The organism is Marinoscillum sp. HNIBRBA16962, from assembly GCF_057801515.1.
This window is the reverse complement of record NZ_CM173603.1, coordinates 4,088,606-4,112,622: the sequence shown is the minus strand read 5'-3', so window position 1 is coordinate 4,112,622 and position 24,017 is coordinate 4,088,606. Positions and strand designations below refer to the sequence as shown.

Annotated in this window: 23 protein-coding genes; 6 read left to right on the top strand and 17 right to left on the bottom strand. The window is 44.0% G+C overall.

The window, feature by feature from the left end; all coding sequences use genetic code 11:
* Window positions 1–12 precede the first annotated feature (12 nt).
* From AC3E9V_RS16945 to AC3E9V_RS16885, 13 genes are all read right to left on the bottom strand, one after another.
* A complete protein-coding gene (locus AC3E9V_RS16945) occupies window positions 13–228 on the bottom strand; it encodes a hypothetical protein (RefSeq protein WP_488749329.1) in 216 nt (71 codons plus the stop codon).
* Entirely contained in the window at window positions 218–421 is a 204-nt protein-coding gene (locus AC3E9V_RS16940; protein ID WP_488749328.1) for a hypothetical protein, read from the bottom strand. Before AC3E9V_RS16940 ends, AC3E9V_RS16945 begins: the two co-directional genes overlap by 11 nt.
* 7 nt (window positions 422–428) lie before the next feature.
* Window positions 429–677, bottom strand: coding sequence for a hypothetical protein (locus AC3E9V_RS16935; protein ID WP_488749327.1), 249 nt, complete (start codon window positions 675–677; stop codon window positions 429–431).
* Between the two features lie 267 nt (window positions 678–944).
* Window positions 945–1,931, bottom strand: a complete 987-nt coding sequence (locus AC3E9V_RS16930) for a hypothetical protein (RefSeq protein ID WP_488749326.1) — start codon at window positions 1,929–1,931, stop codon at window positions 945–947.
* Window positions 1,932–1,935: 4 nt separating this feature from the next.
* On the bottom strand, window positions 1,936–5,226 hold the full coding sequence (gene dnaG / locus AC3E9V_RS16925; RefSeq protein ID WP_488749325.1) for a DNA primase: 3,291 nt from the start codon (window positions 5,224–5,226) through the stop codon (window positions 1,936–1,938).
* 74 nt (window positions 5,227–5,300) lie between these two features.
* Window positions 5,301–5,720, bottom strand: coding sequence for a hypothetical protein (locus AC3E9V_RS16920; RefSeq protein WP_488749324.1), 420 nt, complete (start codon window positions 5,718–5,720; stop codon window positions 5,301–5,303).
* A gap of 274 nt (window positions 5,721–5,994) precedes the next feature.
* Window positions 5,995–6,435 (bottom strand): hypothetical protein, encoded by a 441-nt coding sequence (locus AC3E9V_RS16915; RefSeq protein ID WP_488749323.1) that lies wholly within the window; start codon window positions 6,433–6,435, stop codon window positions 5,995–5,997.
* Window positions 6,436–6,626: 191 nt separating this feature from the next.
* Window positions 6,627–7,043, bottom strand: a complete 417-nt coding sequence (locus tag AC3E9V_RS16910; protein ID WP_488749322.1) for a hypothetical protein — start codon at window positions 7,041–7,043, stop codon at window positions 6,627–6,629.
* Window positions 7,040–7,507 carry a hypothetical protein gene (locus tag AC3E9V_RS16905; RefSeq protein ID WP_488749321.1) on the bottom strand — a complete coding sequence of 156 codons (468 nt, stop codon included), beginning with the start codon at window positions 7,505–7,507 and terminating at the stop codon, window positions 7,040–7,042. The genes AC3E9V_RS16910 and AC3E9V_RS16905 overlap by 4 nt, the downstream gene beginning before the upstream one ends.
* 36 nt (window positions 7,508–7,543) lie before the next feature.
* Complete coding sequence (locus AC3E9V_RS16900; protein WP_488749320.1) at window positions 7,544–8,140, bottom strand: hypothetical protein; 597 nt, start codon at window positions 8,138–8,140, stop codon at window positions 7,544–7,546.
* Window positions 8,133–8,465, bottom strand: coding sequence for a hypothetical protein (locus AC3E9V_RS16895; RefSeq protein ID WP_488749319.1), 333 nt, complete (start codon window positions 8,463–8,465; stop codon window positions 8,133–8,135). Before AC3E9V_RS16895 ends, AC3E9V_RS16900 begins: the two co-directional genes overlap by 8 nt.
* A 158-nt stretch (window positions 8,466–8,623) precedes the next feature.
* A complete protein-coding gene (locus AC3E9V_RS16890; protein ID WP_488749318.1) occupies window positions 8,624–8,932 on the bottom strand; it encodes a hypothetical protein in 309 nt (102 codons plus the stop codon).
* Window positions 8,923–9,102, bottom strand: coding sequence for a hypothetical protein (locus AC3E9V_RS16885; protein WP_488749317.1), 180 nt, complete (start codon window positions 9,100–9,102; stop codon window positions 8,923–8,925). The genes AC3E9V_RS16890 and AC3E9V_RS16885 overlap by 10 nt, the downstream gene beginning before the upstream one ends.
* A 361-nt stretch (window positions 9,103–9,463) precedes the next feature.
* Here AC3E9V_RS16885 and AC3E9V_RS16880 point away from each other — a divergent pair, with 361 nt between their 5' ends.
* From AC3E9V_RS16880 to AC3E9V_RS16865, 4 genes are all read left to right on the top strand, one after another.
* On the top strand, window positions 9,464–12,589 hold the full coding sequence (locus tag AC3E9V_RS16880; RefSeq protein ID WP_488749316.1) for a SusC/RagA family TonB-linked outer membrane protein: 3,126 nt from the start codon (window positions 9,464–9,466) through the stop codon (window positions 12,587–12,589).
* A 27-nt stretch (window positions 12,590–12,616) separates the two neighbouring features.
* On the top strand, window positions 12,617–14,254 hold the full coding sequence (locus tag AC3E9V_RS16875; protein ID WP_488749315.1) for a RagB/SusD family nutrient uptake outer membrane protein: 1,638 nt from the start codon (window positions 12,617–12,619) through the stop codon (window positions 14,252–14,254).
* Between the two features lie 252 nt (window positions 14,255–14,506).
* A complete protein-coding gene (locus AC3E9V_RS16870) occupies window positions 14,507–16,795 on the top strand; it encodes a GH92 family glycosyl hydrolase (RefSeq protein ID WP_488749314.1) in 2,289 nt (762 codons plus the stop codon).
* Between the two features lie 73 nt (window positions 16,796–16,868).
* Window positions 16,869–18,218, top strand: coding sequence for a jacalin-like lectin (locus tag AC3E9V_RS16865; RefSeq protein ID WP_488749313.1), 1,350 nt, complete (start codon window positions 16,869–16,871; stop codon window positions 18,216–18,218).
* A gap of 243 nt (window positions 18,219–18,461) precedes the next feature.
* On the opposite strand, the gene AC3E9V_RS16860 is transcribed toward AC3E9V_RS16865, so the two are convergent.
* The 4 genes from AC3E9V_RS16860 to AC3E9V_RS16845 form a co-directional block, all read right to left on the bottom strand.
* A complete protein-coding gene (locus tag AC3E9V_RS16860) occupies window positions 18,462–18,605 on the bottom strand; it encodes a hypothetical protein (RefSeq protein ID WP_488749312.1) in 144 nt (47 codons plus the stop codon).
* 65 nt (window positions 18,606–18,670) lie between these two features.
* Window positions 18,671–19,042 (bottom strand): type II toxin-antitoxin system VapC family toxin, encoded by a 372-nt coding sequence (locus AC3E9V_RS16855; protein ID WP_488749311.1) that lies wholly within the window; start codon window positions 19,040–19,042, stop codon window positions 18,671–18,673.
* Window positions 19,039–19,254, bottom strand: coding sequence for a hypothetical protein (locus tag AC3E9V_RS16850; protein ID WP_488749310.1), 216 nt, complete (start codon window positions 19,252–19,254; stop codon window positions 19,039–19,041). Before AC3E9V_RS16850 ends, AC3E9V_RS16855 begins: the two co-directional genes overlap by 4 nt.
* A gap of 340 nt (window positions 19,255–19,594) precedes the next feature.
* Window positions 19,595–20,320 (bottom strand): FadR/GntR family transcriptional regulator, encoded by a 726-nt coding sequence (locus tag AC3E9V_RS16845; RefSeq protein ID WP_488749309.1) that lies wholly within the window; start codon window positions 20,318–20,320, stop codon window positions 19,595–19,597.
* Window positions 20,321–20,431: 111 nt separating this feature from the next.
* On the opposite strand from AC3E9V_RS16845, the gene AC3E9V_RS16840 reads away from it, so the two are divergent.
* Both AC3E9V_RS16840 and AC3E9V_RS16835 read left to right on the top strand, forming a co-directional pair.
* On the top strand, window positions 20,432–21,844 hold the full coding sequence (locus AC3E9V_RS16840) for a glycoside hydrolase family 28 protein (protein WP_488749308.1): 1,413 nt from the start codon (window positions 20,432–20,434) through the stop codon (window positions 21,842–21,844).
* Window positions 21,845–21,854: 10 nt separating this feature from the next.
* Window positions 21,855–24,014 (top strand): sodium:solute symporter family protein, encoded by a 2,160-nt coding sequence (locus tag AC3E9V_RS16835; RefSeq protein WP_488749307.1) that lies wholly within the window; start codon window positions 21,855–21,857, stop codon window positions 24,012–24,014.
* Window positions 24,015–24,017: the final 3 nt, after the last annotated feature.

Here is a 24,017-nt window from a genome sequence, read left to right as displayed (position 1 = left end):
GGTGTATTGTGCTTATAGTTTAAATGATTTTCTTACCTCATATAGGTTACTTTCTCTGAATTTATTGTTGGGCAGCTGTGTGAGCCACTGCTCCGCTTCGTCTTGGCTGCCAAACCCGGTTTTAAGGACCAGCTCACCAGTTACCAGCACATCTCCCTGGATGTTGATAGGGCGCATGTTGGGGATGATGCGGTAGACCGTCCACGTTTCTTTGAGGTTATTGGGCATTGGCATTCTCATTATGTAACTGTGCTACAAGCTTTCCATTATAGCTAATGAATATATAGTGGTGACCTGTAGCGTACCATATATAATAGTCATATCTGGACTTACCAACGGTCCATTCATACCTATTGGTCGCTTTAGTAGTTCTGACTTTAAGGTCTTTTGGTTTTCCTTTTTTAGTGTAGTATGGGGTCATGGTGGCGTCAGTTATTGTGGATATCAAATACTTTGGTGGAATCTCCTGATCGTATTTGCTGGGCCAATCCTTCACAGAGTCCTGCCAGCTGCTCTGTAGTCATTTCCTCCGGGCAGGTGACTACTGCACGGCCTTTGTTTGGTCCGCGGAGTACCATGCCTATGGCAAAGGTGATGGTGGCTCCCTGGGTGTTGAACTGACGAACCCACCGGCTCCCCCTGTCTTTGTTTGCTTTTTCTATTTGCTTCTGATTCATGGTGTATTGTGCTTTATGTGAAAAAAAAATCATTTTTTACGAGTGCCGAGGGGTTGATTTGGCTTCCAACCTGTCCAACCGCTCCAACCAAACAGCCTGTTTCCAACCTTTTAGGTACTTTTCCAACTTTACTAATCCTATATCCAACCATACTTTAATACTTATCCTTTTGGTTTTCAGATACTTATGTATTAAAGTTGGACCGGTTGGACGGGTTGGAGGTATTATTGGTGTTTGGAAATGGTGTTTCATCTTCTTTTTATGTTTTTAATCCGTGCAAAATCCGGCCTGACATCCACTGCCAGCGCCATAGTAAAAATCATTATCAACATCCATGTCTTTTATTTCACGGAGAGAATGATCACTTCTGAAAGTGGCCTCAGCCATGACTTCCATTATCATAGACCATAGCATGATTGGTGGATTGTGATCAAAATTTTTTCGAAGTTGCTTGGGTTGTTTCCAAAAACAATTCTGGCAGTTTGAATCCTCCGCAAACTCTACATCCGTATTAACATCCCAGTAACCATTGATGTGTGGACTTGAAATGCGATCCCTAATCAAGCAAAAGTCACCAACCCTCCATTTGATATCCCTCCAGTGGTATACCCACCGTGCGATTGTGTGCGGTCTGAAATGAAAGTTTGTTACTTTTTTATCCCCAAAGAGATCAAATTGATTGCTTATGGACTTATCCACCTGGTGGGTAAATTCCCGGGATGCATAGGCAGCGTAACGGTATATTTCGGAAAAGTCATTTGCCCGTTCTTTTTCGTCGTACCGGTACCCTACGCGCATTATGCATGGTAGTAGTCCATGAGTAAACAGAAAGCAAAATATTGGGTATATTTTCAGGATATCCGTACAAAATCGCCAGTGTCTGTTCGGAAGCGCTTTCTTTACCTTGAATATCATTTCTTCCCAGGAGATCCCCCGGAGCCAAATGATTTCACGTCCAATCTTTTGTTCTAATTGGAACATGGTTTTAAGGATGGTGGGATCCTCACTGGTAGCAACAAATTCCGGCATATGGGGACAATACTTTTGCAGTTTGTCATTGGCCATTTGCTTTAGTTTTGGATCGATATTTCCTCCGGCATTATGGTCATCTATGCAAACCAGAGCAAACAGCTCATAATCTGCGGGGTAATGCACAGCGAGATAAGAAGAGGTCCTTCCTCCGGAAAGGCTGTTGACAGTGGCTTTTGGTTCACTATCGAAAAATCCTGTATGAAGTACCCCTGTTTTTTTCATAAGCTTAAAATGGTAAATCATCGTCATCGTCATTATCTGGTCCTGGTGGCGGTGGCGGTGTATTGGGTGGCGGTGGCGGTGTATTGGGTGGCGGGTCTGCTCGCTCGATGTTGATTCCCAGCAGGTCATAGTCGAATATGAAGCAGCTGTGACTTTTGTCGCCAATCTTTTCGCTTTTCACATAGCCGATAAAGTAGGGCCTGGTCTTCAGGTAGGCTACCAGTGAGGTTTTATTGATCGGTGTGGTGCCTTCCGTGCGCAGTTCCTTCAAGTACATCTTGTGAACCTCTGCCAGGCGTATGTACAGCAGCTTTTTCGTTTCCGGCAGGGCCATGTACCCATCGGCAGTGTCGGGTTCGTCTACCCTGATGTGGTGATCTTCCCGGGTTTTGTAGTGTTTGTTTTCACTGATCCTGCCACCATCGGCCAGGGTCTGCACGGTGAGCCAGAAGTCTTTGAGGATATCGCTTTCGCTCATGAGTTTGGTGAGGTAGATCACTTTTTCCTCTGCCCAGTCAAAGTATCCCCCTTCATCCCAGGGAAAAGTAAACCACTGCTTGAAGATCCGGACCATGGTGACTAGGGCGCTGTAGTTTCTCATGACCCGCTCATCGGCCAGTTTTTTGCGGTCCCGGATCCTTTTGCCCAGGGTGGTAAACACATGGTTGAACTGCTCATAGTATTCTTTCTCCAGCTGCTCACGGTAAGGCAGTAGTTCGGTGACCATGCCGCCTATGCCTTTTTTCTCCAGGTATTTGAGCTCATTGTATGCTTTTGTCTGATCCTCCGGCCGGTTGGTTCGCAGCTTGAAGTTTTCCAGGATAGATCTACTCACTGCGGAGTTATCATCTTTGGTGGCCAGGTATTGGCCCATCAGGATCATGGTGACGTTTACCTTTTGGGTGTTGCTTCGGAGTTTGGAGCCACCACGGCCCAGGCGTTCACGTCCTTCACCATCAAATGCGGTTTTTACCGCCTGGAATCGCTCTTCTTTGATGCTGTTTTCGTCAAATTCGTTAAACAGCATCGGGGTGTTTCGGAACCGATCCAGGGCCGCCGCAAACGCCGCGTCGGTACCATTGGCCATGGAAAAGGGTTTGAGGTCGCGAAAGAATGCATTTGCTACCGATTCGCCAAATTTTGACTTTCCGGATTTTGACTCCCCATAACAGTACAGGTGAGGGCAGTTGTTATCCACACTGTACACAATGTCTTTGAAAAGCGACACCAGCACGTAAGGGATGCCGCTGTAACAATGCTCGCCATAGGCGGTGTGCATTTTTTCCATCCATTCATTAAATGAAATGAGCGGCTTTTGATAGTACAGCTGCCGGTCTTTTTCAAACTGGTCGTTGTCTTTGCGCTCATCCTGGAAGATGGCAGAGCTCGCAGGCGAAAAGTACCACCGTTTGCCCACCTGCACCAGACCGGCTTCATTGTACTCGGCAATTTTGTGGCCGTCCGGGATAAAACAGCAGTTGTAGTAAGCAAAAAAGCCTTCGGGCTGCCAGCCCAGGGTTTTGAGTTCGTAACCTTTCGGGAACTGGCGCAGCATGGTGGCAGCGATCTTATCGAGGTGTGATTTGCTGCCGTACCAGTGGTAAGGTCCGCGGTTGATCAGTGAGGATCTGAATTTTTCGGCGCTGATCAGGGCATCGGAGGCTATCTCAATGATTTCCGGTTCGTCTATGCCGTTTTCCAGTTTCAGGATGCGGCTGTTATCTTCAGGGTCGTACTTGTGCAGGATGGCCGTCATAATAAAATTAGAAACCTTGATGAAGCCATTGAACCCGTCATTGAGCATGTAGTACCCGGTGAGCTCATCGTCTACTTTGCCAAAAAACCTGCGGCGGGCTATCTGCTCATAGTCAGGGTCAGGAGGCAGGTTGTTATCACCTTCAAAGCCGTATACAAAATCCAGGTTGCGGCTTGACTTTTTGGCCGCTTCCTCTTCTTTTACTTTGTCTTCCCGGCTTTTGAGGGATGCTATCTTTAGTTTCAGTTCTTTGGAAATGGCCTTTCGGTAATCTTCCTGCACAAAGTCATCGGGCAGGCTGCCGATCATAGCGGCGATCTGGTCTATAGCATCGGCGCGATCATAGGCATCAGTCGCGCTGTTGTACATGCGCATGGCGAAAAATGTCAGCGCATCTTCATGGTTTTCCAGTACCCAGTCTACGGTCTTATCGCCGAGTTCCCTGGCCAGCTGCTCCGGGTCCTGCTCATCCGGTAGCAGGGCTATTCGTACCTTGAAACCCCTTTTGAGCAGGGCGATAGTGTCCTTTTGCGCGGCACGAATACCGGCAGCATCCGAGTCGCGCATGATGATGACCGTGCTGGCCAGCCTGCAGAGCTCTTTGCATTGCCTTTCGCTCAGCGCTGTGCCCAGGGACGCGACCGCATTGGTAATCCCGATCTGGTGAAAGGCAATCACATCGGTATAGCCTTCCTGCAGGATGGCCGTTCGCTGAAGTACGCGCTTTGCGATCGGTTTTCCTTCCTCGGTGGTGTGGTGATCTATGCCATTGCGGATGGATTTTTGTGCGAAACACAGCCCGTACAGGTAGTCATCTTTTTTGTACAGGATGTTTTCCCGGGTGTTGAGGTATTTGGCGGGGTCTGCGGTGTAGGTGCGCCCACCAAAGCCCACTATGCGTTCGTGCCGGTCGTGGATGGGGAAAATGATCCGATCGCGGAAGTAGTCGTAGTACTGTCCCTGCTTTTGCCCGAGCAGTCCGGCTTCATGGCAGTCCTGTACCTTGCCTTTTTCGGAGGCGCTTTTGTAAATAAACTTATGATCGTCGGTAGCAATGCCAATGCCCCACTGGGTGATCTGGTCATCTGAAAATCTTTCTATTTGCTCCCAGTAGGGTTTGGTACTGTCCGGATCTTCTGATTTTCTGATCTCCAGGAGCTGCTGGCTGTATTTGACCTGGGCGGCCTGGTTGAGCTGGGTGAAGTACTGCTTCTTATCCCGCTGCTCGGTGTACTTCGGGTCTTCCTCATTTTCTACGATCTCTATGGAGTACATTTTAGCCAGGTGCTTGATGGCCTGCCGGTAGTCCATCGCCTGGTACTCCATGAGAAAGGTGACCGGTCCGCCACCTTTGCCACTGCTGAAGTCTTTGAAGATGTTTTTTACAGGCACTACATGAAAAGAGGGGGTTTTCTCATTGGTGAGGGGTGAGAATCCTTTCCAGGCAGACCCTGCTTTTTTGAGCTCCACGAAGGGGCTGACTACATCGTATATCTCTGCGGCTTCAAATACGGCATCTATCGTAGACTGTGCGATCATGTAGGAGTTGTTGGTGTATTGTGCTGTTTTGTAAAAAAAGGGTTTTGGAAATGGCTTAAAGCGAAAGAGTAGATCTATGGTGGTATCAGAAAAACATATCCTTCGCCGTCTACCTCATAGGGTTGGTCACAGTTCCAGCAGTTGAAGTGAAAGGAGGCAGCTTGTAAGATGCTGTCGTAATGCAAATGCGGGTCATAGGACCAAACGAACTTATGGAGCCGCCCGCAGATCACGCAAGGGACAAAGGCCACCAGGCTGTCTGCTTTGCGGCGATCTACGTGGTAGTAGATATCGCTCAGGTAGTTCCACGACCGGTAGGAAAACTCGATCTGGTGACAGGCCAGGTTACCGGAAAGGATCTGGTTTATCTTGTCTATGAGAGCGATCTGATCCGGATCACCAAAAGTGACCGGCTGACCATCGATGGTGTGCTGCTTCCGGTCGATGACAGTGTTTTCGATGGTGACGCGTGGTGTGTAGTTTTGGGGGATCATGATTCACCTCCTTTTACTTCCACATGCTTCAAGTTTTCCCATGCTTTTAAAAGATTGGTCGCACTAGTATGAAAACTTTTCAGATCAATTGGAAGGCCTTTGTTATCTATAGGACATTTTATAACCTCATCTTTTTCTCTAAACATATATAGTATGACTAATGCTCCGCAGAATTCAGGAAAAAGGGAATGGTACACTAGATTTATTTCCAAAACCCTATCCAGGTCGATATACTTAGTCCCCTTTGGGAATCGGAAAGGAAATATGTTAGGAATCATACCGCCTGCTCTTTTAGGTTCTCTACTTGCAGGAACTTCACCGGGGCAAAGCAAACGGTGGATTTACCGTGTACCTGTATCTCTACATAGCCCTGCAGGATGTAGCGGATATCGGTCACGGTGCCATACTCCCCGGGCTTTGCCTTTACCTGTCCGTTTTTGCTACGAATGGTCTCGATGATCCTCACGGTATCTTTCTCCAGTATTTCCGAGGTGTTTAGGATGCTGCTGCAAATGTGATACTGGCGGACATACCAGTGCTGTAGGTTATCCCCGGGCATGTCTATGCGTTCTTTCACATAGTTATTCATGGCCTCAATGAGTATGATCGGCTCAGGGAACTGATCATAGTGTCTGCTTTGGAACGCTGTGACAAAATCCTGAATGGTGGATTTTGGTGTGATCCATTGGTGCGTTTGATTGGTGTTTGTGCTCATTTTATTTGTTTTAGGTGTTTTTTTGGGGTTTAGAACCCTTCTTTTCCAAACCTGCATATCAAAACGGTAATAGTCTATCCATGACAATCTGCTAAATACCGACTCAGTACGACTCTTATAGGAAGGGAAAAATAATAGCATCTGTCCCGTGCTCCTTTGTGAAATTTTTCGGTGCATCATTTTTCTATCAGTCATGGCTTCCTCCTTTTTTCTTCCTCAATTTGCTTTTTGATGGTTTCGGCCAGTTCATAGTCTTCTTTTTTGATGGCCTGCTTTAGGTCATCCTGGAGCCGTTGGAGCATGGGCTTTGGTTGCCTGTTTTTCCTGGGGATTTCATCCAATGACGAAAACAGGGCGGTACCTACTGCTTTTAGTCGGTCATGGAGGCTTGCCGGGTGGTCATTGTTATAACGCTTTATTAAATCATTAAGAGCTACCGTTAACAGCTCAATAGCTACATCATTGACCCTGATAAAAAAGGTGAAGAAAATGACCGCTATAACGTACGACCACCGTGGATCTAATGCGGGATATATCCACCAGGCGATAAAACCATATAAGGCCATCGGAAACAAAATACTGGCGGCGTATTGTACAATTTTGTTCATGACTTGCCTCCTTTCTTTACTTCAAGATGAAAGATTGAATCAAACTCACGATAGCTTATTATGGTGAATCCTCTTTTAATAAAGTAAAGGAGGAAAGTCCCAGAACACTTCTTACCACATATAAACGAAAATGTGAGCATATTTTCTTGTGTTCTGTTAAACCAATCAATATGCCTTAGCTCTTCATCCGTAAGTCGGTCATTAATTTCAGCCATTTCTAAAGCGGTACTAAACCCATGGTTGTAATATGCCTTTAGAGAAAATGAGTGGTTTTTGTTCGGGTCCTGGAAGTGCTCCAGAAGTTGCTGGACGATCTCCCGATCATGCTTAAAGTACCATTTCATAAAACTCAGGTACAGTTTGATCCTATCGCGATTTTTTTGGTACCACCTGAATGTATTGTATCCTGCTATGGCTAGTAGCAGGCAGGTGAGAATGGTGAAGATTATTGGTAGTTGGTTCATTGGTGTATGTGCTTTTATTTTATGGGAATACCTTATTTAAATTTTTATGCTATGAAGTGCCCAGTCTGGTAAAACCCAGTCATTATTTCGCATGTACTTTAGCATGTAAAATGTCTGTAAAAACTTATAATGAGATGTGCGTGGGGAATCAAACTCTTTAATCAGGTTAGCGCGCTTGTAAAAAGTATCATACTCGATCTCCTGAGCCTTTCGGTCAAACTCCTTTACATCATCGAGCATGGAGATGTCTAGCTGAAAAGCATCGAAGATGCACAGGGTAAATTCCCTTTCCATTTTCCTGTAGGTCTCCATGCCGTCCAGTACCTTCATGGGCTTTTTCATGTCTCCCAGGTATGCTTCCGCGGCATCATGCAGCTGGCAGGCCAGGAGGAAAAGTGGATCGGTATGTTTTTCGGCTGCCAGCTGGGTAACGAGCGTGCTATGACTGGCTATGGAAAAGTACATAGACGGGTCTATCAGCCCTCCGAAATGACAATTGTTAGCCAGGCTGCAAGCGATATCGAGAATGTTGATATCCTTCGGGTCCGGATTGATCAGGCTGATCTTACCGGTTGGGGTATTGATACAGCCGTCGTAGTTGGTAAGTGGGTGTGGTGTTTTTTGGTTATTCATGATTGATCAATTTTAATTTATGAGTAAAGCCGAAACCGTTGGTGTATTCTTTTTCTAGAGTTATATCTATAGGCGAATCACACTCTTTGATTTCAAACATCATAGTTTGGAAAAATGGATTTAGCAGTTCCAGCTTTCCTTTATTCCATTTTAAGTGCTTAGAAAACCAACGGGTGGATCTGACACGGTATCCTCTTGGTGTGAGGCATCTGAGAGTATTCTTAAGATCGTTTAATCCCTGGCAGTATAGAAAAATGAATTCTGAGGTTTCGGATATATAAAATCTATCCTTTGGTTTTGCCGCTTTTACGATGAACTTTTTCATAACTCCAACAGGGTTTCGTTAGAGATATTGATAAAATCCTCGATGTATAAAGGGTTAGATTTGCGGGAAGTGGGGACTGCATAAGCCCTGATACCTTAAAGGTGTCAGGGCTTTTTTTATATCTTCTATGCAGACTTTTCGGATCAAGCAGAAATCTTTTATGACATCCCTTTGTCTTTACCGGGCTTAAATTTGTCATCTTCAGAGAAGATTCGAATTGGTGTCGGGTGATCTATTGGTCTGGAGACCATAATATCATTGATAACTTCTTTCGAATATTTTAGATCCGTCAGCGCATTACCCAATCTGTTTAAATTATCTTTTACAGGGTTGATCCAAAGATCCATGTCCCCTGTAAATCGTGCATATCCATGAAAACCAACAGCAAGCCCTCCGACTAAAAGAAACTCAACTTTATTTTTATTGAACTTTTCAATAACTTCTTTATAGAACCCGGTTATTTCCATTCAATTCTTCTTTCTCCTTTTTTGGAAGAAGTATTAATTCCTTGTGAAACTAAATCCATTAGGTATTCCCATTTTTTGATGAGGGACCACAATAAGTATCTATCAATAAAAGCATTCTGCTGATCATCTGCATTTTTATGTTCCGGATCCCACTCTAATCTTCTGGACATAGTTCAATTTGTTTTGGAGGACTTTTTTCAACTTTTCTTTGGTCTCAACAGCTTCCCTTTATGGCCACTTTAATTTCCATACTTAAAATTAAAGCTTCTTATGCTCATAACAAATCCTTACGATCCATCAGTTCTCATCCTCCCGTTTGCCAAATTTCCGAATGAGCAACCTTCGTTGGTATTCTTTTAAAATAAGACCTCCAAAAGAAAAAAATCAGTAAAAAACCTTGTTACAAACATTTCAATTTTATAATATTGTTATATGTACTACATAATTACATAATTACTTATTGGTTATGTGAAAGGAAGTACTGTTGACTTTTTAACCTATTACTTAAGGTTTTCTTTAAAAAATGTTGATATGAAGAAAGATGTACAATCGATTTGGAAAAAATTCTGCCTGATCGCACTGGTGATCCAGGTAGGAGTACTTTCGGAAGCATTTGCTTTGGAAAGGGGCTTTGCAATGCACGAAAAATTACAAGACGTAATTGAGGTGACCGGTAAGGTGGTTGACCCGGAGACCAATGAAGGTCTGCCCGGAGTAACGGTTCTGGAAAAGGGAACCACAAACGGTACCATAACAGATGTGGATGGTGACTATAAAATTTCAGTAGACCCTAAATCTACACTGGTATTCAGTTTTGTAGGTTATTCACCTCAGGAGGTTTCCGTGAATGGACGCAATACAATTGACGTAAGTATGGAGTTGGATATACAATCGCTGGATGAGGTGGTTGTAATTGGGTACGGTGAGGTGAAACGTGCAGACGTGACAGGTTCGGTGGTCTCTATGGATTCTAAGCAAATTGAGCAGACCAACAAGGTCGATGCTATTTCTTCCCTCCAGGGCCAGGTGCCTGGTGTAGTTATCCAGCGAACTAGCAATAAACCCGGCAGTGGAAATTTTAATATAAGGATACGGGGGTCAAGTACCATTAACAATGATCAAACTGCTTTTCGAGGAGGATACGTCCCGGGACAGAATCCTCTGTTCATCGTGGATGGGATGTTTGTGAACGATATATCATTCCTAAACCCGGCGGATATCGAGCGGATGGATGTACTGAAAGATGCTTCTGCTACAGCGATTTACGGTTCGAGAGGTAGTAATGGCGTGGTGATTATCAAAACCAAAAGAGGATCCAGCGGTAAATTAACGATTCGCTACAATAATTATTTTGGAGTAAAACAAGCCACACATTTACCTCCAATAATGGATGCCGAAAAATTCTATAACCTGACTATAGATATGGGAGTAGGCAGAGAGTTTGCTACTGGTAATTTAAGCTTCACCAGAGATGATGTTGACATCAATACTTATATGAGTGCGGACTTGCAGCAAAACTATGCTGACGGAGTGGATACTGACTGGGTAGATCTGATCTCTCAAAATGGTTTTCAAACCAACCATACAGTGGATTTAGGCGGTGGTAATGAAACGACCGTCTACAATATAGGCCTGGGCTATACCTATGACGAAAGCGCCGTAAAAGGTGAAGATTTTACCCGTTACAATCTCCGGGGAAATCTAAGCAGCGATCTGACTGACTGGTTAAATTTGAGCTATAATAACTATGTGACTGTAGGAAAAATAAATGAGGGAAGTTGGGAAGGATTTCGCAGCGCTTACCGGTTGAAGCCCCTTTTTAGTCCTTACAATGCTGATGGATCATTGAGGTTTGATTATCTGCCTGACGAGCACCAGATAACCAACCCTTTGTTTGATGCCAAAAATATCACAAGGGAAAATAAATACCTTCAGTACCTAGGAGATATTGCTCTTAAGCTGAAGCCGGTTAAAGGGCTGACTGTTACGACAAGGTTTTCTCCAAATATAAAATATACCCGATATGGAGAGTTTAGAGGGCTGTATTCTAAGTCCGTCACTGGCGATCCGGCTAACCGCAGGGCTCAGGTTGACCACTTTAATGATTTCTCCTATACATGGGATAATATCCTGAACTATGAGTACGCCATTGGAGATGCACATAGTTTTAATGCAACCTTTGTCTATTCCCAATTTTCAGAGCGGCACGAGTCATATGCCACCCAGGTGAGGAATTTTACAACGGATGATTTTCTCTTCTATAATCAGGATGCCGGATCCAGTATCAGGGAATTATCAGGTGACTTTTGGAAGCAGACTTTACAGTCTTACACGACAAGGTTAAATTATTCACTAATGGGTAAATACCTTCTGACTGTTACCGGTCGCTATGATGGATCTTCAATCCTTGCAGAAGGAAATAAATGGGCATTCTTCCCATCCGCAGCTTTAGCCTGGAGACTTGGAGATGAAGGATTTATGCAGGGTGTGGGTATGATCTCAGATGCAAAAGTACGGTTGAGTTACGGGCAAACAGGTAACAATGGTTCGGGAGCCGGACTTGGTCCTTTAAGAACTCAGTCGTTATTGGAGAACCGTATTACCAATATCAATGATGAGGCGGTGCAAACTTTTTATGTTACAGATCTGGCTAACAAAGATTTGACATGGGAAAGAACCACTGAGTTGAATTTAGGTGTTGATTTCGGTTTGATGAAAAACAGGATATACGGTTCCATAGATATCTACAATCGTAAGACAAGAGATATTATTTTCAGTAGGCAGCTGCCTTATGTTACCGGTTTTCCCGGAACATTTCAGAACATAGGTGAAGTCAGCAATAAGGGAGTTGAGGTGGCTTTGAACACTGTCAATGTTGCCAATGGGGATTTCAAATGGACTACCGGGATCAATTTTGCGGCAAATCGAAATACCGTTGAAAGACTAAACGATGAAGTGGACGAATTGATCTTCTGGGCCGGAGCATCCCAGATCCACAGAGTGGGTGAGCCCATGGGTGCCATTTATGACTACCAGTTTGATGGTATCTGGCAATTGGATGAGGCGGCAGAAGCTGCCGAGTACGGACAATATCCGGGTCAGGTAAGAGTGAAGGATATCGATGGGGATGGTGAGATCACTCCTGAAGATGATCGAACCATCATTGGGAATACGACTCCAAAATGGACCGGAGGTATCACGAATACTGTGAATTATAAGAATTTGGATTTTTCCGTTTTTGTATACACCAGTCAGGGCAATATGTTTAGAAGTGCTTTTCATGCCCACAATGCTTTTCCTCACGCAGAGGGTTCAGAGCCAAACAGGTTGTTCAGCTCTTATGATGTGAATTACTGGACTCCGGACAATCCATCCAATGAATGGTATCAGCCCGGAAACGCCGGACCGCACGCTGGCGCTATTTTCTACAGGAATGTTTCCTATGTTCGTGTGGGGTATATGACCTTGGGTTACTCATTACCAAAGGCTGTACTGGACAAGGCAGGAATTGGTAATCTGAGAGTCTACGTGATGGCACAAAACCCATTCACATTTTCCGAATATGACGGATGGGATCCTGAAAGCGCCAGCAGAGATACCTGGGGGCTGAGCTTTTTTACCCGCACGTTCATGACAGGGCTCAATCTCACTTTCTAACTATTTCAAATTAAAAAATAAGAAGAAATGAAATTTATTAACTATAAATTGATTGGGATACTTCTCGTCTTAGGCTTCGCTATAGCCGGATGTGAAGACTTCCTGGACGAAGAGAACCGGAGATCGGTTACTATCGAAACCGCAACAGCTCATGCTGAAACTTTTGATCAACTGGTGGCATCAGTTTACGAAAGATCACGGGAATTCACCACCCGGTACGATCCTGATATGTATTATGTACTGGAAGACCTGGGTACGGACATAGCAACCAGGAAGTCACCCTTGTCAGGATCAGATGAATTCAATGACTATGTAAATGTGACTCCTACTGCCTGGGTATATGAGGTGTACTGGAGAAATCAGTATGAAATCATTGGCGCTGCAAATGTGGTCATAGAGAATGCAGATGCAATAGAAGGGCTAGATGAAAATGTCATGACTCATGGAGTGGGAGAAGCCAAGTTTTTCAGGGCCTGGTCTTATTTTAACCTGGTGGAAAACTTTGGCGGAGTTCCATTAGTAGTGGATCAGGTAACAACAGCGCAAACAAATTTCACACGTGCTTCGGAGGAAGAGGTATACACTCAGATCTTGGCAGATCTGGAAGATGCATTAGATGCTGTAGATGAGAGCCAGGAAGAATATGGACGGGTATCCAAAGACGCAGTAAGGCATTTGATGTCTAAAGTGTTGTTGACTCGGGGATACAAAGACTTTGCATCTTCCACTGACTTCACAGACGCTGCTTCGCTGGCCGAAACGGTCATCACCAATCATCCGCTGGTTTCTACCTATGCTGACCTGGTGGATATCGACAATCAGCGAAACTCTGAGGTGATATTCTCCTATCTGTTTGGTAGCAATTCAACTAGCAGGGGTTGGGGTAACTCACGTCATATGATGTATAAGTTTGATTACTTTAACTATGGTGATTTTGGAATGACAAACAGAAGCTCTACCTATCAGCGTGGGTTTAATGGATACGCTTCTGCCCTCACTCCTTTTTATTTTAGCTTGTTTGAAGCGGGTGATGAGCGTGCAGCAGCTACTTTCAGAAGAGTGATTTATGCGGAAGTTGATGCACCTGATAATAGTATTGCAGCAGGAGATACCGCTATCTATTTCCCTGAAACAGCATGGAGTCAGGCAGAAATAGATGCCGTACCTTATGCAGTAATTAATCCGGATACATACTTTACAAATGATGGCTATACCAATGTTCACTATCCAATGTTTCGTAAATTCGATGATCCCGGAGTGCTATGGTTTCAGCCGGATCAACCCTCTCAGGGTGAGCGGGATATGGTGGTGATGCGATCCGGTGAAGCATACCTGATAGCTGCAGAAGCATACCTACGGAGTGGAAATACAACAACGGCTGCCGAACGTCTTACTACGCTAAGATCCAGGTCAGGATTGACAGTAGCAGTTGCCGAGGGTGACGTGGATCTGGACTTCATACTAGATGAAAGGGCCAGAGAACTTACAGGAGAGGTAAATCGTTGGATGGATCTGAAAAGAACCGGAAAGCTCATTGAGCGAACTTTGGCGCATAATCCGCATGCGGCATTACACGACGCACTTACTACCAGGCATTTGTTGAGACCAATCCCTCAACACGAAATTGACGCTTCAGGAGGAAGCATTACCCAGAACGATTATTGATTCACAATGAAAATTAAGTTTGTTAGTTAACTTCTCATACAATTACCGCAGGGCTGTTTTAAACAGCCCTGCTTTGTTTCCGGGTTTTTTTCCTCTTACTGGTGTAGGATTTATTCTTCCGGACTGTCTGTGTATTGATCAGTCTCGAAGTATTAAAACTACGATCAGTCTTCAACAAGATGATTCATGTATTGAAAGGAATAGCATTTTAATGATTAAAGGTAATAGTGTACCATGTTGAACTTTTTGCCAATGAAGAAGCTGAATTGGATATTTTCCGGGTGGGTGATGGTGTGCTTGGGTGTGACTGGTTGCCAATGGGTAGCGGAAAACCATAAGGAGCCTGTCGATCTGGTCTATCCACAGCTTGATACGGAAAACTCCCGATGGTTTTACTTTTCATCTGCTTGCAGACCTTTTGGGATGGTCAACCTCAGCCCGGATGCAGAAATTAACGGTGCATGGAATAGCGGTTACCGCTATCAGACTGATACTGTCAGGGGATTTAGCCACATTCATGCATGGCAGCTATCGGGTCTATCCGTGATGCCGGTGAGTTTACAAGATGATCAGACGGATATCACCAGGGATTACCATTCCTATTTTGACCATCAGAAAGAAATAATAAAACCCGGATACCATCGGCTAGAGCTGGAAAGGTACGGAATTGTCGCAGAATTGACCAGTACCAAAAGAGTAGGATTTCACAGGTACACGTTTTCAGGAAAGAATAATGCGATGATCATCAATCTTGGTGGACAGTTGGGGCCTTCAGAGATTACCGCTGGATCTCTGAAACGCATTAATACCCGGGTTTTTACTGGTCAATTGGTAAATGCGCCTACATTCAGAAGAATAAAAGAGACCAAAGTCTTTTTCCGGATTGAGTTTAACTGTGATGTAACCGGGCTAAAAGGGCCGGATGGAAATGGTAATTATCTGCTTTCACTGGAAGCGGACTCGTCCGCAAAAGTGAAAATGAAAGTAGCTCTTTCTTATACTTCCGTAGAAAACGCCACCTACAACCTGTATATGGAAATGCCACAGTGGGATTTTGATCAGGTGGTGGAAGACTCTCGCAATGAATGGAACGAATACCTGGGGCGTATCCGGGTGGAGGGAGGTACCAGGGATCAGAGAAGGAGATTTTACACTGATCTCTGGCATGCGTTGCAAGGCCGACGTACCATCAGTGATTTCAATGGCTTTTACCCAGACAATACCCGGGACACGTTTCAGGTAAGACGATTACCATTGGATGAGAAAGGAGAGCCACTTTTCGTCCATTACAACTCAGATTCGTTTTGGGGAGCTCAATGGACTATTAATACGCTTTGGCATTTGGTTTACCCAGAAATCACCGAAGGGTTTGTTAACTCACTGCTGCAATATTATAAAGATGGAGGATTAGTACCCAGGGGGCCGTCAGGAGGTAACTACACTTATGTGATGACCGGAGCCAGCAGTACCCCCTTTATTGTTAGTGCTTATCAAAAGGGAATCCGGGGATATGATGCGGAGCTTGCCTATGAAGCATTAAAAAAGAATCATCTGTCCGGAGGTATTATGGCTAAAGCTGGATATGAACACGAAACTTCTCTTGGAGGAGGGTTGGAGCATTACCTGGAAAAAGGCTATGTACCATTCCCAATTCCCGAAGGTGAATTTGGGGCACATCAGGATGGAGCCAGCCTGACCCTGGAATATGCCTACCAGGACTGGACCCTGGCCCAGTTTGCTAAAGCGCTGGGTAAGCAAGATGATTACCAGTATTTTACAGGACGGGCGCAAAATTATCACAACGTTTTTGACACAGTCCAAAAATGGATGAGACCCAAAGATGTGGACGGAAACTGGTATGATCCATTTGATCCTTATGAATACGAGCATGGCTTTAATGAAGCCAATGGAGCTCAGGCCACATGGTTCGTGCCGCATGATATCAGGGGGTTGGCAGGGCTGATGGGGGGCAGAGAAAAAGCTGTTGAAAAACTGAATGCTCAGTTTGAGGCTGCAGAAAAACTGGGTTTCACCTCCGGAACATCACATGCCAGGGAGCGTCATCCGGAGTACTCTCGCATCCCGATTAATTATGGCAATCAGCCCTCCATTCAGACAGCCTTTATTTTCAACTACCTGGGAAGACCCGATCTGAGTCAGTACTGGTCCCGGAAAGTGGTGGATGCTGTGTACGAAGGTTTGCAGACCGATAGAGGCTATAATGGTGACGAAGACCAGGGGTTGATGGGGGCGCTGGCTGTGCTCATGAAGATCGGTTTGTTTCAAATGACCGGTGGTACAGAAGAAGATCCGGTTTATGAGATTGGAAGCCCGGTGTTTGACAAAGTGACAATAGCACTTAATCCTGAATACTACCCGGGAGAGCAATTTGTGATAGAGACCCTGGGAAACAGTGATCAGAATATATACATAAAGAATATGCAGTTAAATAATGTGCCTTTAGAGAACCAGCATGTAATCAATCATAGTGATATAGTAAAAGGAGGAAAGCTCACCCTGGAGATGACGGGTAAGCTGTAATCAGGATTGGCCTGGTTCGTAGAGGGGCATTAATGATTCGAATAAATTAACCTAAAACCAAAAAGAACCAAATATGAAAAAAGTATCTGTATTTTTAGCCCTGGTAGTGTGTATCATCGGATGTGATGAGCTGAGCGATCCTCAGCCTGAGCTGACCGACAGTCCATCTGAAGCAAATCTGGAGAATTCAACCCACTCATTTTCCGTACTAACCTACAATGTATCCGGACTACCAGGCTTTTTGTCCAGTGGTAATCCGGAGGCAAATACCCCTGCTATGGGCCAACTCGTCAGAGACTATGATGTGGTCCATGTACAGGAGGACTTCAACTACCACGCCACTTTGTATGCAAATGATAATCATCCACACAGGACACCTACCAGTGGAGGAGTACCGTTTGGTGACGGACTCAATACCATGTCCAATTTCCACTTCACTGATTTTCAGCGAATCAAATGGAATGATTGTAATGGTACGGATTGCCTCACCCCGAAGGGATTTACTGTAGCCAGGCACAGGATTGCACCGGGAGTCTATATTGATTTTTACAATGCACATCCTAATGCCAGTGTAGGAGAGGCTGATCTTGCAGCACGCAGATCCAATATCACTCAACTGAAAAACTTTATAGCTTCATTTTCAGCAGGAAACGCAGTAGTGGTGATGGGTGATATGAACTGCCGCTATACCCGGTCCGGTGATAATATCCGCGAGCTCACTACGCTGGGCCTTACGGATGTGTGGGTGGAGCTTATAAAAGGCGGCACAGAACCAGCAATAGGTACGGCTGCTCTTGTGTGTGACAATAGCATCCAGTATAACGATCCTCAATGTGAAATTGTGGATAAAGTTTTTTATCGTGGGAATGATTTTATCAACTTAGAACCAACTACTTTTTCCTATGAGGAGAGTAAGTTTAGAGATGAAAACGGTGACATGCTCTCCGATCATCGTCCGATATATGTACAGTTTGACTGGGAGCTTGCAGAAGACCTACACTTAAGTGATCAGTTTGGCGGGCCTCACGGCACTTCTTTTAGTGATGTCAATCTAATTCCTCAAAACCCCGTTGTTGACAAACTCTTTTTGAGAGCGGGAAGCAGGTTAGATCAGGTAGGTGTCGCCTTGTCAGGAGGTCCTACTTTGGTACATGGAGGAAACGGAGGCACTTATCAGGAACTGACGCTCAATACGGGCGAATATTTCAATGAGGTGCTGCTTTGCCAGGGGAAAAAAGACGGACATACCCGGATATTCAGGGCGGAGTTCAGAACCAACCAAAACCGTACCCTGGGTGGTGGAAACTATACAAATGATAATGTCACATTCACAGCGCCGGCAGGATGGCAGATCGTCGGTTTTCATGGACGATCGGGAGATGAGGTAGATAAACTTGGGGTAATATATGCCCCGATCAATTAGTGTTTTTTTAGAATTTCTTCTTCATAATTGAGGGATCGGAAGACAGTTTCCGGTCCCTTATTTCATACATAGAATGGCAGGTTTAGAGAGATCGGTTGTTGTTACCGGGTTTTTGAATTAACCGGAACTTGTTAATACAAATCTGTCCTTGTTTGTGTCTTCACAAACATTTTCTTTGCTCATTACTTCATCGTTTGTGGGGACACAAACGATGGCTAAAAGTTATATTCAAAACCCATCAGCTTACCCTTTCTCCGCTGCCCGTTGCAGTTTCTTATAGTGTGGGGTTAAGTGCTCCCGCATGTTTTCCCTAAAATCATCAGCAGTCCCGGAACGGTTTTGCAGGAATGACATGTAACGCACAGCTATGATGAGTATGCGTACCATTTGCTAGAAGCTCTGAAGTTTCTTGTTCGCATATTCATTTTTGCGGTTGTTACCCACGTGTTTGGTTATTCAAAGTATTTTTGTACCAGTGAGTCATTTGTAATAATTTCAAATGCCTTGGCTTTAACCTGGGCGATGATTAACCTATCAAATGGATCCTGATGATGAAAAGGCAAAGTCTGCATTGTTTGTAAATCTTCAAAGTCAAATTCAAGTATCTTAAATCCTTTGTCATTCAGGTAGTTTTGTAAGTCAATTAAGCTTCCTTTTAGTTTTAATTTGCCAATACTGACTTTTATTGCAATTTCCCATAGGCTTGCGTTACTCAAATAAATGGCATTTGATTCATTTTCTATTTTGGTTTGAGTCTCTTTGTTAATTCTTTTGTCACCAACGATATACCAGAGTAGGACATGAGTATCGATCAGGTAATTCATTTTTGATACTCTTTAAACATGTCAGGAGTTTCGTTGAAATCGTCGGCGATATATTCCACCAAATGCTTGCCCGAGCCGTATATTTTCGAATCAGGATTCTTTTTGTGAGTACTCATATTTTTTTTCAAGATCAACAATTTGTTTATAGCTTGCTGATCATTGAGTTGAGCAATCCAATCGATAAGTTCAACCTTTATGGTATCTATATTCATCCTTATTGATCTTAAATTTAATTAGCCAAAGATACAATTTTTAACTGGTATTTTTACTTTGGGGTTGTTGAGACCATGTGGTAACATTTGTGTATTAGTACCTTTTGTCTACTTATTTTTCATATAGCGGTGTATTAAAGCATATCTTTCTGTTCCCACTATAAATACCTTATACATTCCACGAATAAAGAGGCTCGTTTATCGCTACTACAAGTCCTTGAAGTCCGGACCCGATTCATCTGTCCCTGTTTGTGTCTTCACAAACATTTTCTTTGCTCATTACTTCATCGTTTGAGGGGACACAAACGATGGCAAAAAGTAATATTCAAAACCCATCAGCTTACCCTTTCTCCGCTGCCCGTTGCAGTTTCTTATAGTGAGGAGTAAGGTGCTCCCGCATGTTTTCCCTAAAATCATCAGCAGTCCCTGAACGCAGTGTTTCCACAAGGTCAAAGTGAGAGATATTTCCTTTTTCCGGTTTTTTCTGAAGTTTGGCCTCCTGTTCCATCATGTAATGGAATACCGGTAGCAGCAGAGACTGGAACCTGTTTAAGGTATCATTTCCTGACATTTGATAGAGATGTGAATGAAACTCTATCTCATATTCCAGTCTGGTTTTGATGCTATCCGCGCAAAGTGGGTCAGCTGCTTCCCGCTCAGCGATATCCTGTAATATCTTCACATCGTCGGGTTTTTTCCGGATAAATAAAAGGTCACTCATCCCTACTTCCAGCACCAGCCTGAGTTCAAAAATATTTTGCATAGCTTTTTCCCCGAGGAGATCCGGATCCATTACGCGTTCTACTCCACCTAACAGATCGGGTTCGGAGATAATCATCCCCTTTCTCTTCTTTGACTCTATAATGCCCAGCATCCGGAGTCTGCTGAGTGCCTCACGGACAATATTCCGACTTACCCCCAGATATTCTGCCAATTCGGTCTCTTTGGGTAATGGATCCCCTGTCTTGAACCTGTTTTCTTTCAGATAACGCATGAGGCTTTCTTCAACTTGTTCTGCCAGGGAGAAATTCTTCACTGGTTGTGGTCTGGAACTGGTTTCTTTCATTACTAATGTGCTAATATGAGGTGGATAAAATATCAAATATTACAAATTCCAACACTTGTTTGTTAGAGTTTTTTACATATATTGCAATATGTAATTATGTAGTACATATATATGGCAATATACAATATTATTGATTTCGGAGCAAGAGGAAATGGGCAAAGTGACGATGCTGAGGCGATCCAAAAAGCAATAGATGCTTGTCATGAGGCCGGAGGCGGTACTGTATTAATTCCATCTGGTAAAGTTTTTCTTGTTAGTCCGTTTTTTCTTAAGTCAAATATAGAATTATACTTAGAAAGAGGTGCGGTGCTTAAAGCCAATCCTGATGAAACGGTTTATACAAAAAGTGCTTTCAAAGGGAACAAGGGAGAGGGTACGATCTGGATAGGAGGTGAAAATATCGAAAATGTTTCTATTTGTGGCAAAGGAGTCATTGATGGAAATGGAGTAGCTTTTATGGGGCAGGAACTACCTGATGCTTTCGAGTTAAAACCATTTATTGAAACAGATCCACGGCCTCATATTCTCACCTTGATAGGTGGGCAGAATATTAAAGTAACAGGCATTACCGTAAAGAATGCCGCTTATTGGGCGCTCCACTTTGTGGGTTGTAATGATGTGGGCATTTCGGACATTTCCATATATAATCACCTGAAGATTAGAAACAGTGACGGAATTGATATAGACCATTGTAAGAATGTGCGTATTGTTAACTGCCACATAGAATCGGGAGATGATTGTATTTGCTTGAAAAATCGTCGGGAATACGAGGAGTATGGTAGTTGCGAAGACGTAGTGATCTCCAATTGCACGTTTGTTTCCACCTCATGTGCAGTGAAGATAGGGTCTGAAAACGTAGATGCCATTCGTAGAGTGACCTTTAATAATTGTATTATAAAAGGAAGCAGCCGCGGTATTGGTATTCAAAACCGGGATGAAGGAACGGTTTCGGATGTGATCTTCTCCAATGTGATCCTGGAATGCCGACTGTTTTCGGATGTGTGGTGGGGTAAAGCAGAACCTATCTATGTGACTGCTTACCCAAGAGCTTCCAATGATCACAAAGATGCAGGATGGCGATTAAAACCAGGTAGTTCCAAAGGAGAAGTGGGAGAGGTGAAAAACATTACGTTTGCTAATTTCAGATGTAAAAGTGAAAATGGAATTTTTGTAGGGGCAGAACAGCCTGATCTGATCACCAATATCCGTTTCAATGATATTGATATTGAAATAGATAAAACGACGAATTATCAGGGAGGGGTTTACGATTGCCGTCCTTGTGAAGGGGATGACATGATTCAGGCTGATACCTCGGGATTCTTCCTGAAAAATGCCAGTAAGATATTTGTGCACAATTGCAGTGTTTCATGGGGAGAAAACAGGCCCGACTACTTTGGTAGTGCCATTCATGCGGATAATGTAAAGGGACTTATTGTTGAAAATTTTGAAGGTGAGCCTGCTTTTCCTGAAAAACAGGAATATGTAAAGAAAGGGAATACACAGTGGCAGTTTATCGAAAAATGATCAAATAAAAATGATACTAGGACTTTCGTATATAGATATAGCTGTTTTGGCCATTTACTTTGCTGGTATAGTATATATCGGGATAAAGTCAAGTTTATCTATCCGGGAAGAGGAGGATTACTTCCTCGGAGGCAGAAAGTTTGGCAAACTGTTTTCAACCTTTGCCAGCTTCGGGCAGGCCACCTCGGCAGATGGGCCTGCCGGAGTAGCTACTACTACTTATAATAATGGTGCCAGCGGCATTTGGAGTTCATTGCTCATGCTGTTTGCTACACCCGTTTTTTGGATCACCGCTCCATGGTTGAGACGCTTACGGATGATCACGATGGGTGATTTTTACGAAGCGCGGTATGGATCAAAGAAAATGGCTGCTACTTATGCCCTGGTAGCGACAATCGGTATGATGGGCTTACTTTCCGTAGGATATAAGGCTGTAACAGTTACTGCCATGGCTATGACACCCAAGCCGGATACTGAGCTCACAGCAAATGAACTTTTGGAAAAAGAGAAGTCAGAACGACTTTTTGTCCTCCAAAACCAGGATTTTGAATACCTCTCAGAGAGTGAAAAATCCGAGCTCGCTACATTGAGAAAGCAGCCCCCCCGTGCACTCTTCTCGTACCTTTCCGAGCAGACACTGGTGTGGAGTATATGTATTATTGTAATTATATATACTTCACTGGGCGGGCTTGAAGCAGCATTTTATACAGATTTACTGCAGGGAGTATTTATTATTCTACTGTCATTTATTCTCATACCCTTTGCCTGGTCAGAGATCAACTCCCTCTATGGTGGGAGTGGTGCAGGTCAGGCACTCCGTCATTTGCATGAAAGATTGCCCGAGAGCGCATTTGAGGTTTTCGGGTCACCGGCTACTATAGATTTTACCTGGTATTTTATTGCTACAGCTGCACTTGTTTCAGGACTTACTGTCGTTACCCAACCCAATCAGCTGGTTACGGCTGGTGCAGCTCGGGATGAATACTCTGCCAGAGTAGGATTTGTGACAGGGACCTTTATGAAACGGGTTGTAACTATCATGTGGGGTGTCCTGGGACTAGCCGCTATCTTGCTTTTTGGCGGGCAGCTTACCAATTCTGATTTGGTATGGGGGCATGCTACAAGGACATTACTTGGTCCGCTAAATATCGGTCTGGTAGGGTTGATGTTGGCCAGTCTGATGGCCGCTCTTATGTCTACCGCCGATTGCCTGATGATCACGGTATCAGGTCTTATAGTCAGCAATCTGTACCGCCCATTTTTCCCGGACCGTTCGGCCAATCATTACATTTGGGCCGGGAGAATTTCCGGTGGACTGTTTCTGATAGGTGCAGCCATTGTCACCACACAGTTTGATAACATCTTACAGATCCTGAAATTCATCTGGGAGTTTTTTGTGATTTTCGTAGCAGCTTTCTGGCTTGGATTAAAATGGAGAAAGGCAAATAAAAACGCAGCCTGGATTTCGATCCTCTTAACCTTTTCACTGTTTTACCTGATACCATTACTCATACCTACGATTTGGCCATCGGTTAGGACAAACGACGCACTACTGAAGCAAACTGATCCTGCTCCAATCGTGAGAACATATACAGCAAAAAAACTGGATGTGGAAGTCAGGGAAGCTCGGATAGAGCAATGGAAGGCATTACCTCCTGATGAACGGACATCTGTGGATCTGCCACAGCCTATTTCACTTGGGGATGAGATTCAGAGGTCTTACACCCTTCCTCAGCGGTCGGTTTTCTGGTCTAAGGGGTTAAAAAAGGGAGATGGTGACCAGTCATTATATGGTAGTGGCTATATTTATCTTGAGCTGTTGTTCCTGGATTACGTGGGTTTTGATCTGAGGCAAAACCCCTATGCACTTAATGAGACTATCAGACTGTTGATCAGGTTGGTATTTCCTTTTATTATCCTCATCCTGGTTGCCTTGTTTACAAAGCAGGATGATCCAAAACTATTGGAAAAATTTTATAGGAATATGAGAAAACGTGTAAGGCCTGTAGGTACAGGTGATGATCAGTTAGAAGAACGACTCATTTTCCCAAACTCTAATTGGGAGCTTTATAGATGGAATAGGCAGGACTGGATGGGATTTATGCTGTCCTGGGGAGTAGTGGTTCTGATAATAGGCCTGCTGTATCTTGTAGTTTCTTTGGGAAGTTAATTA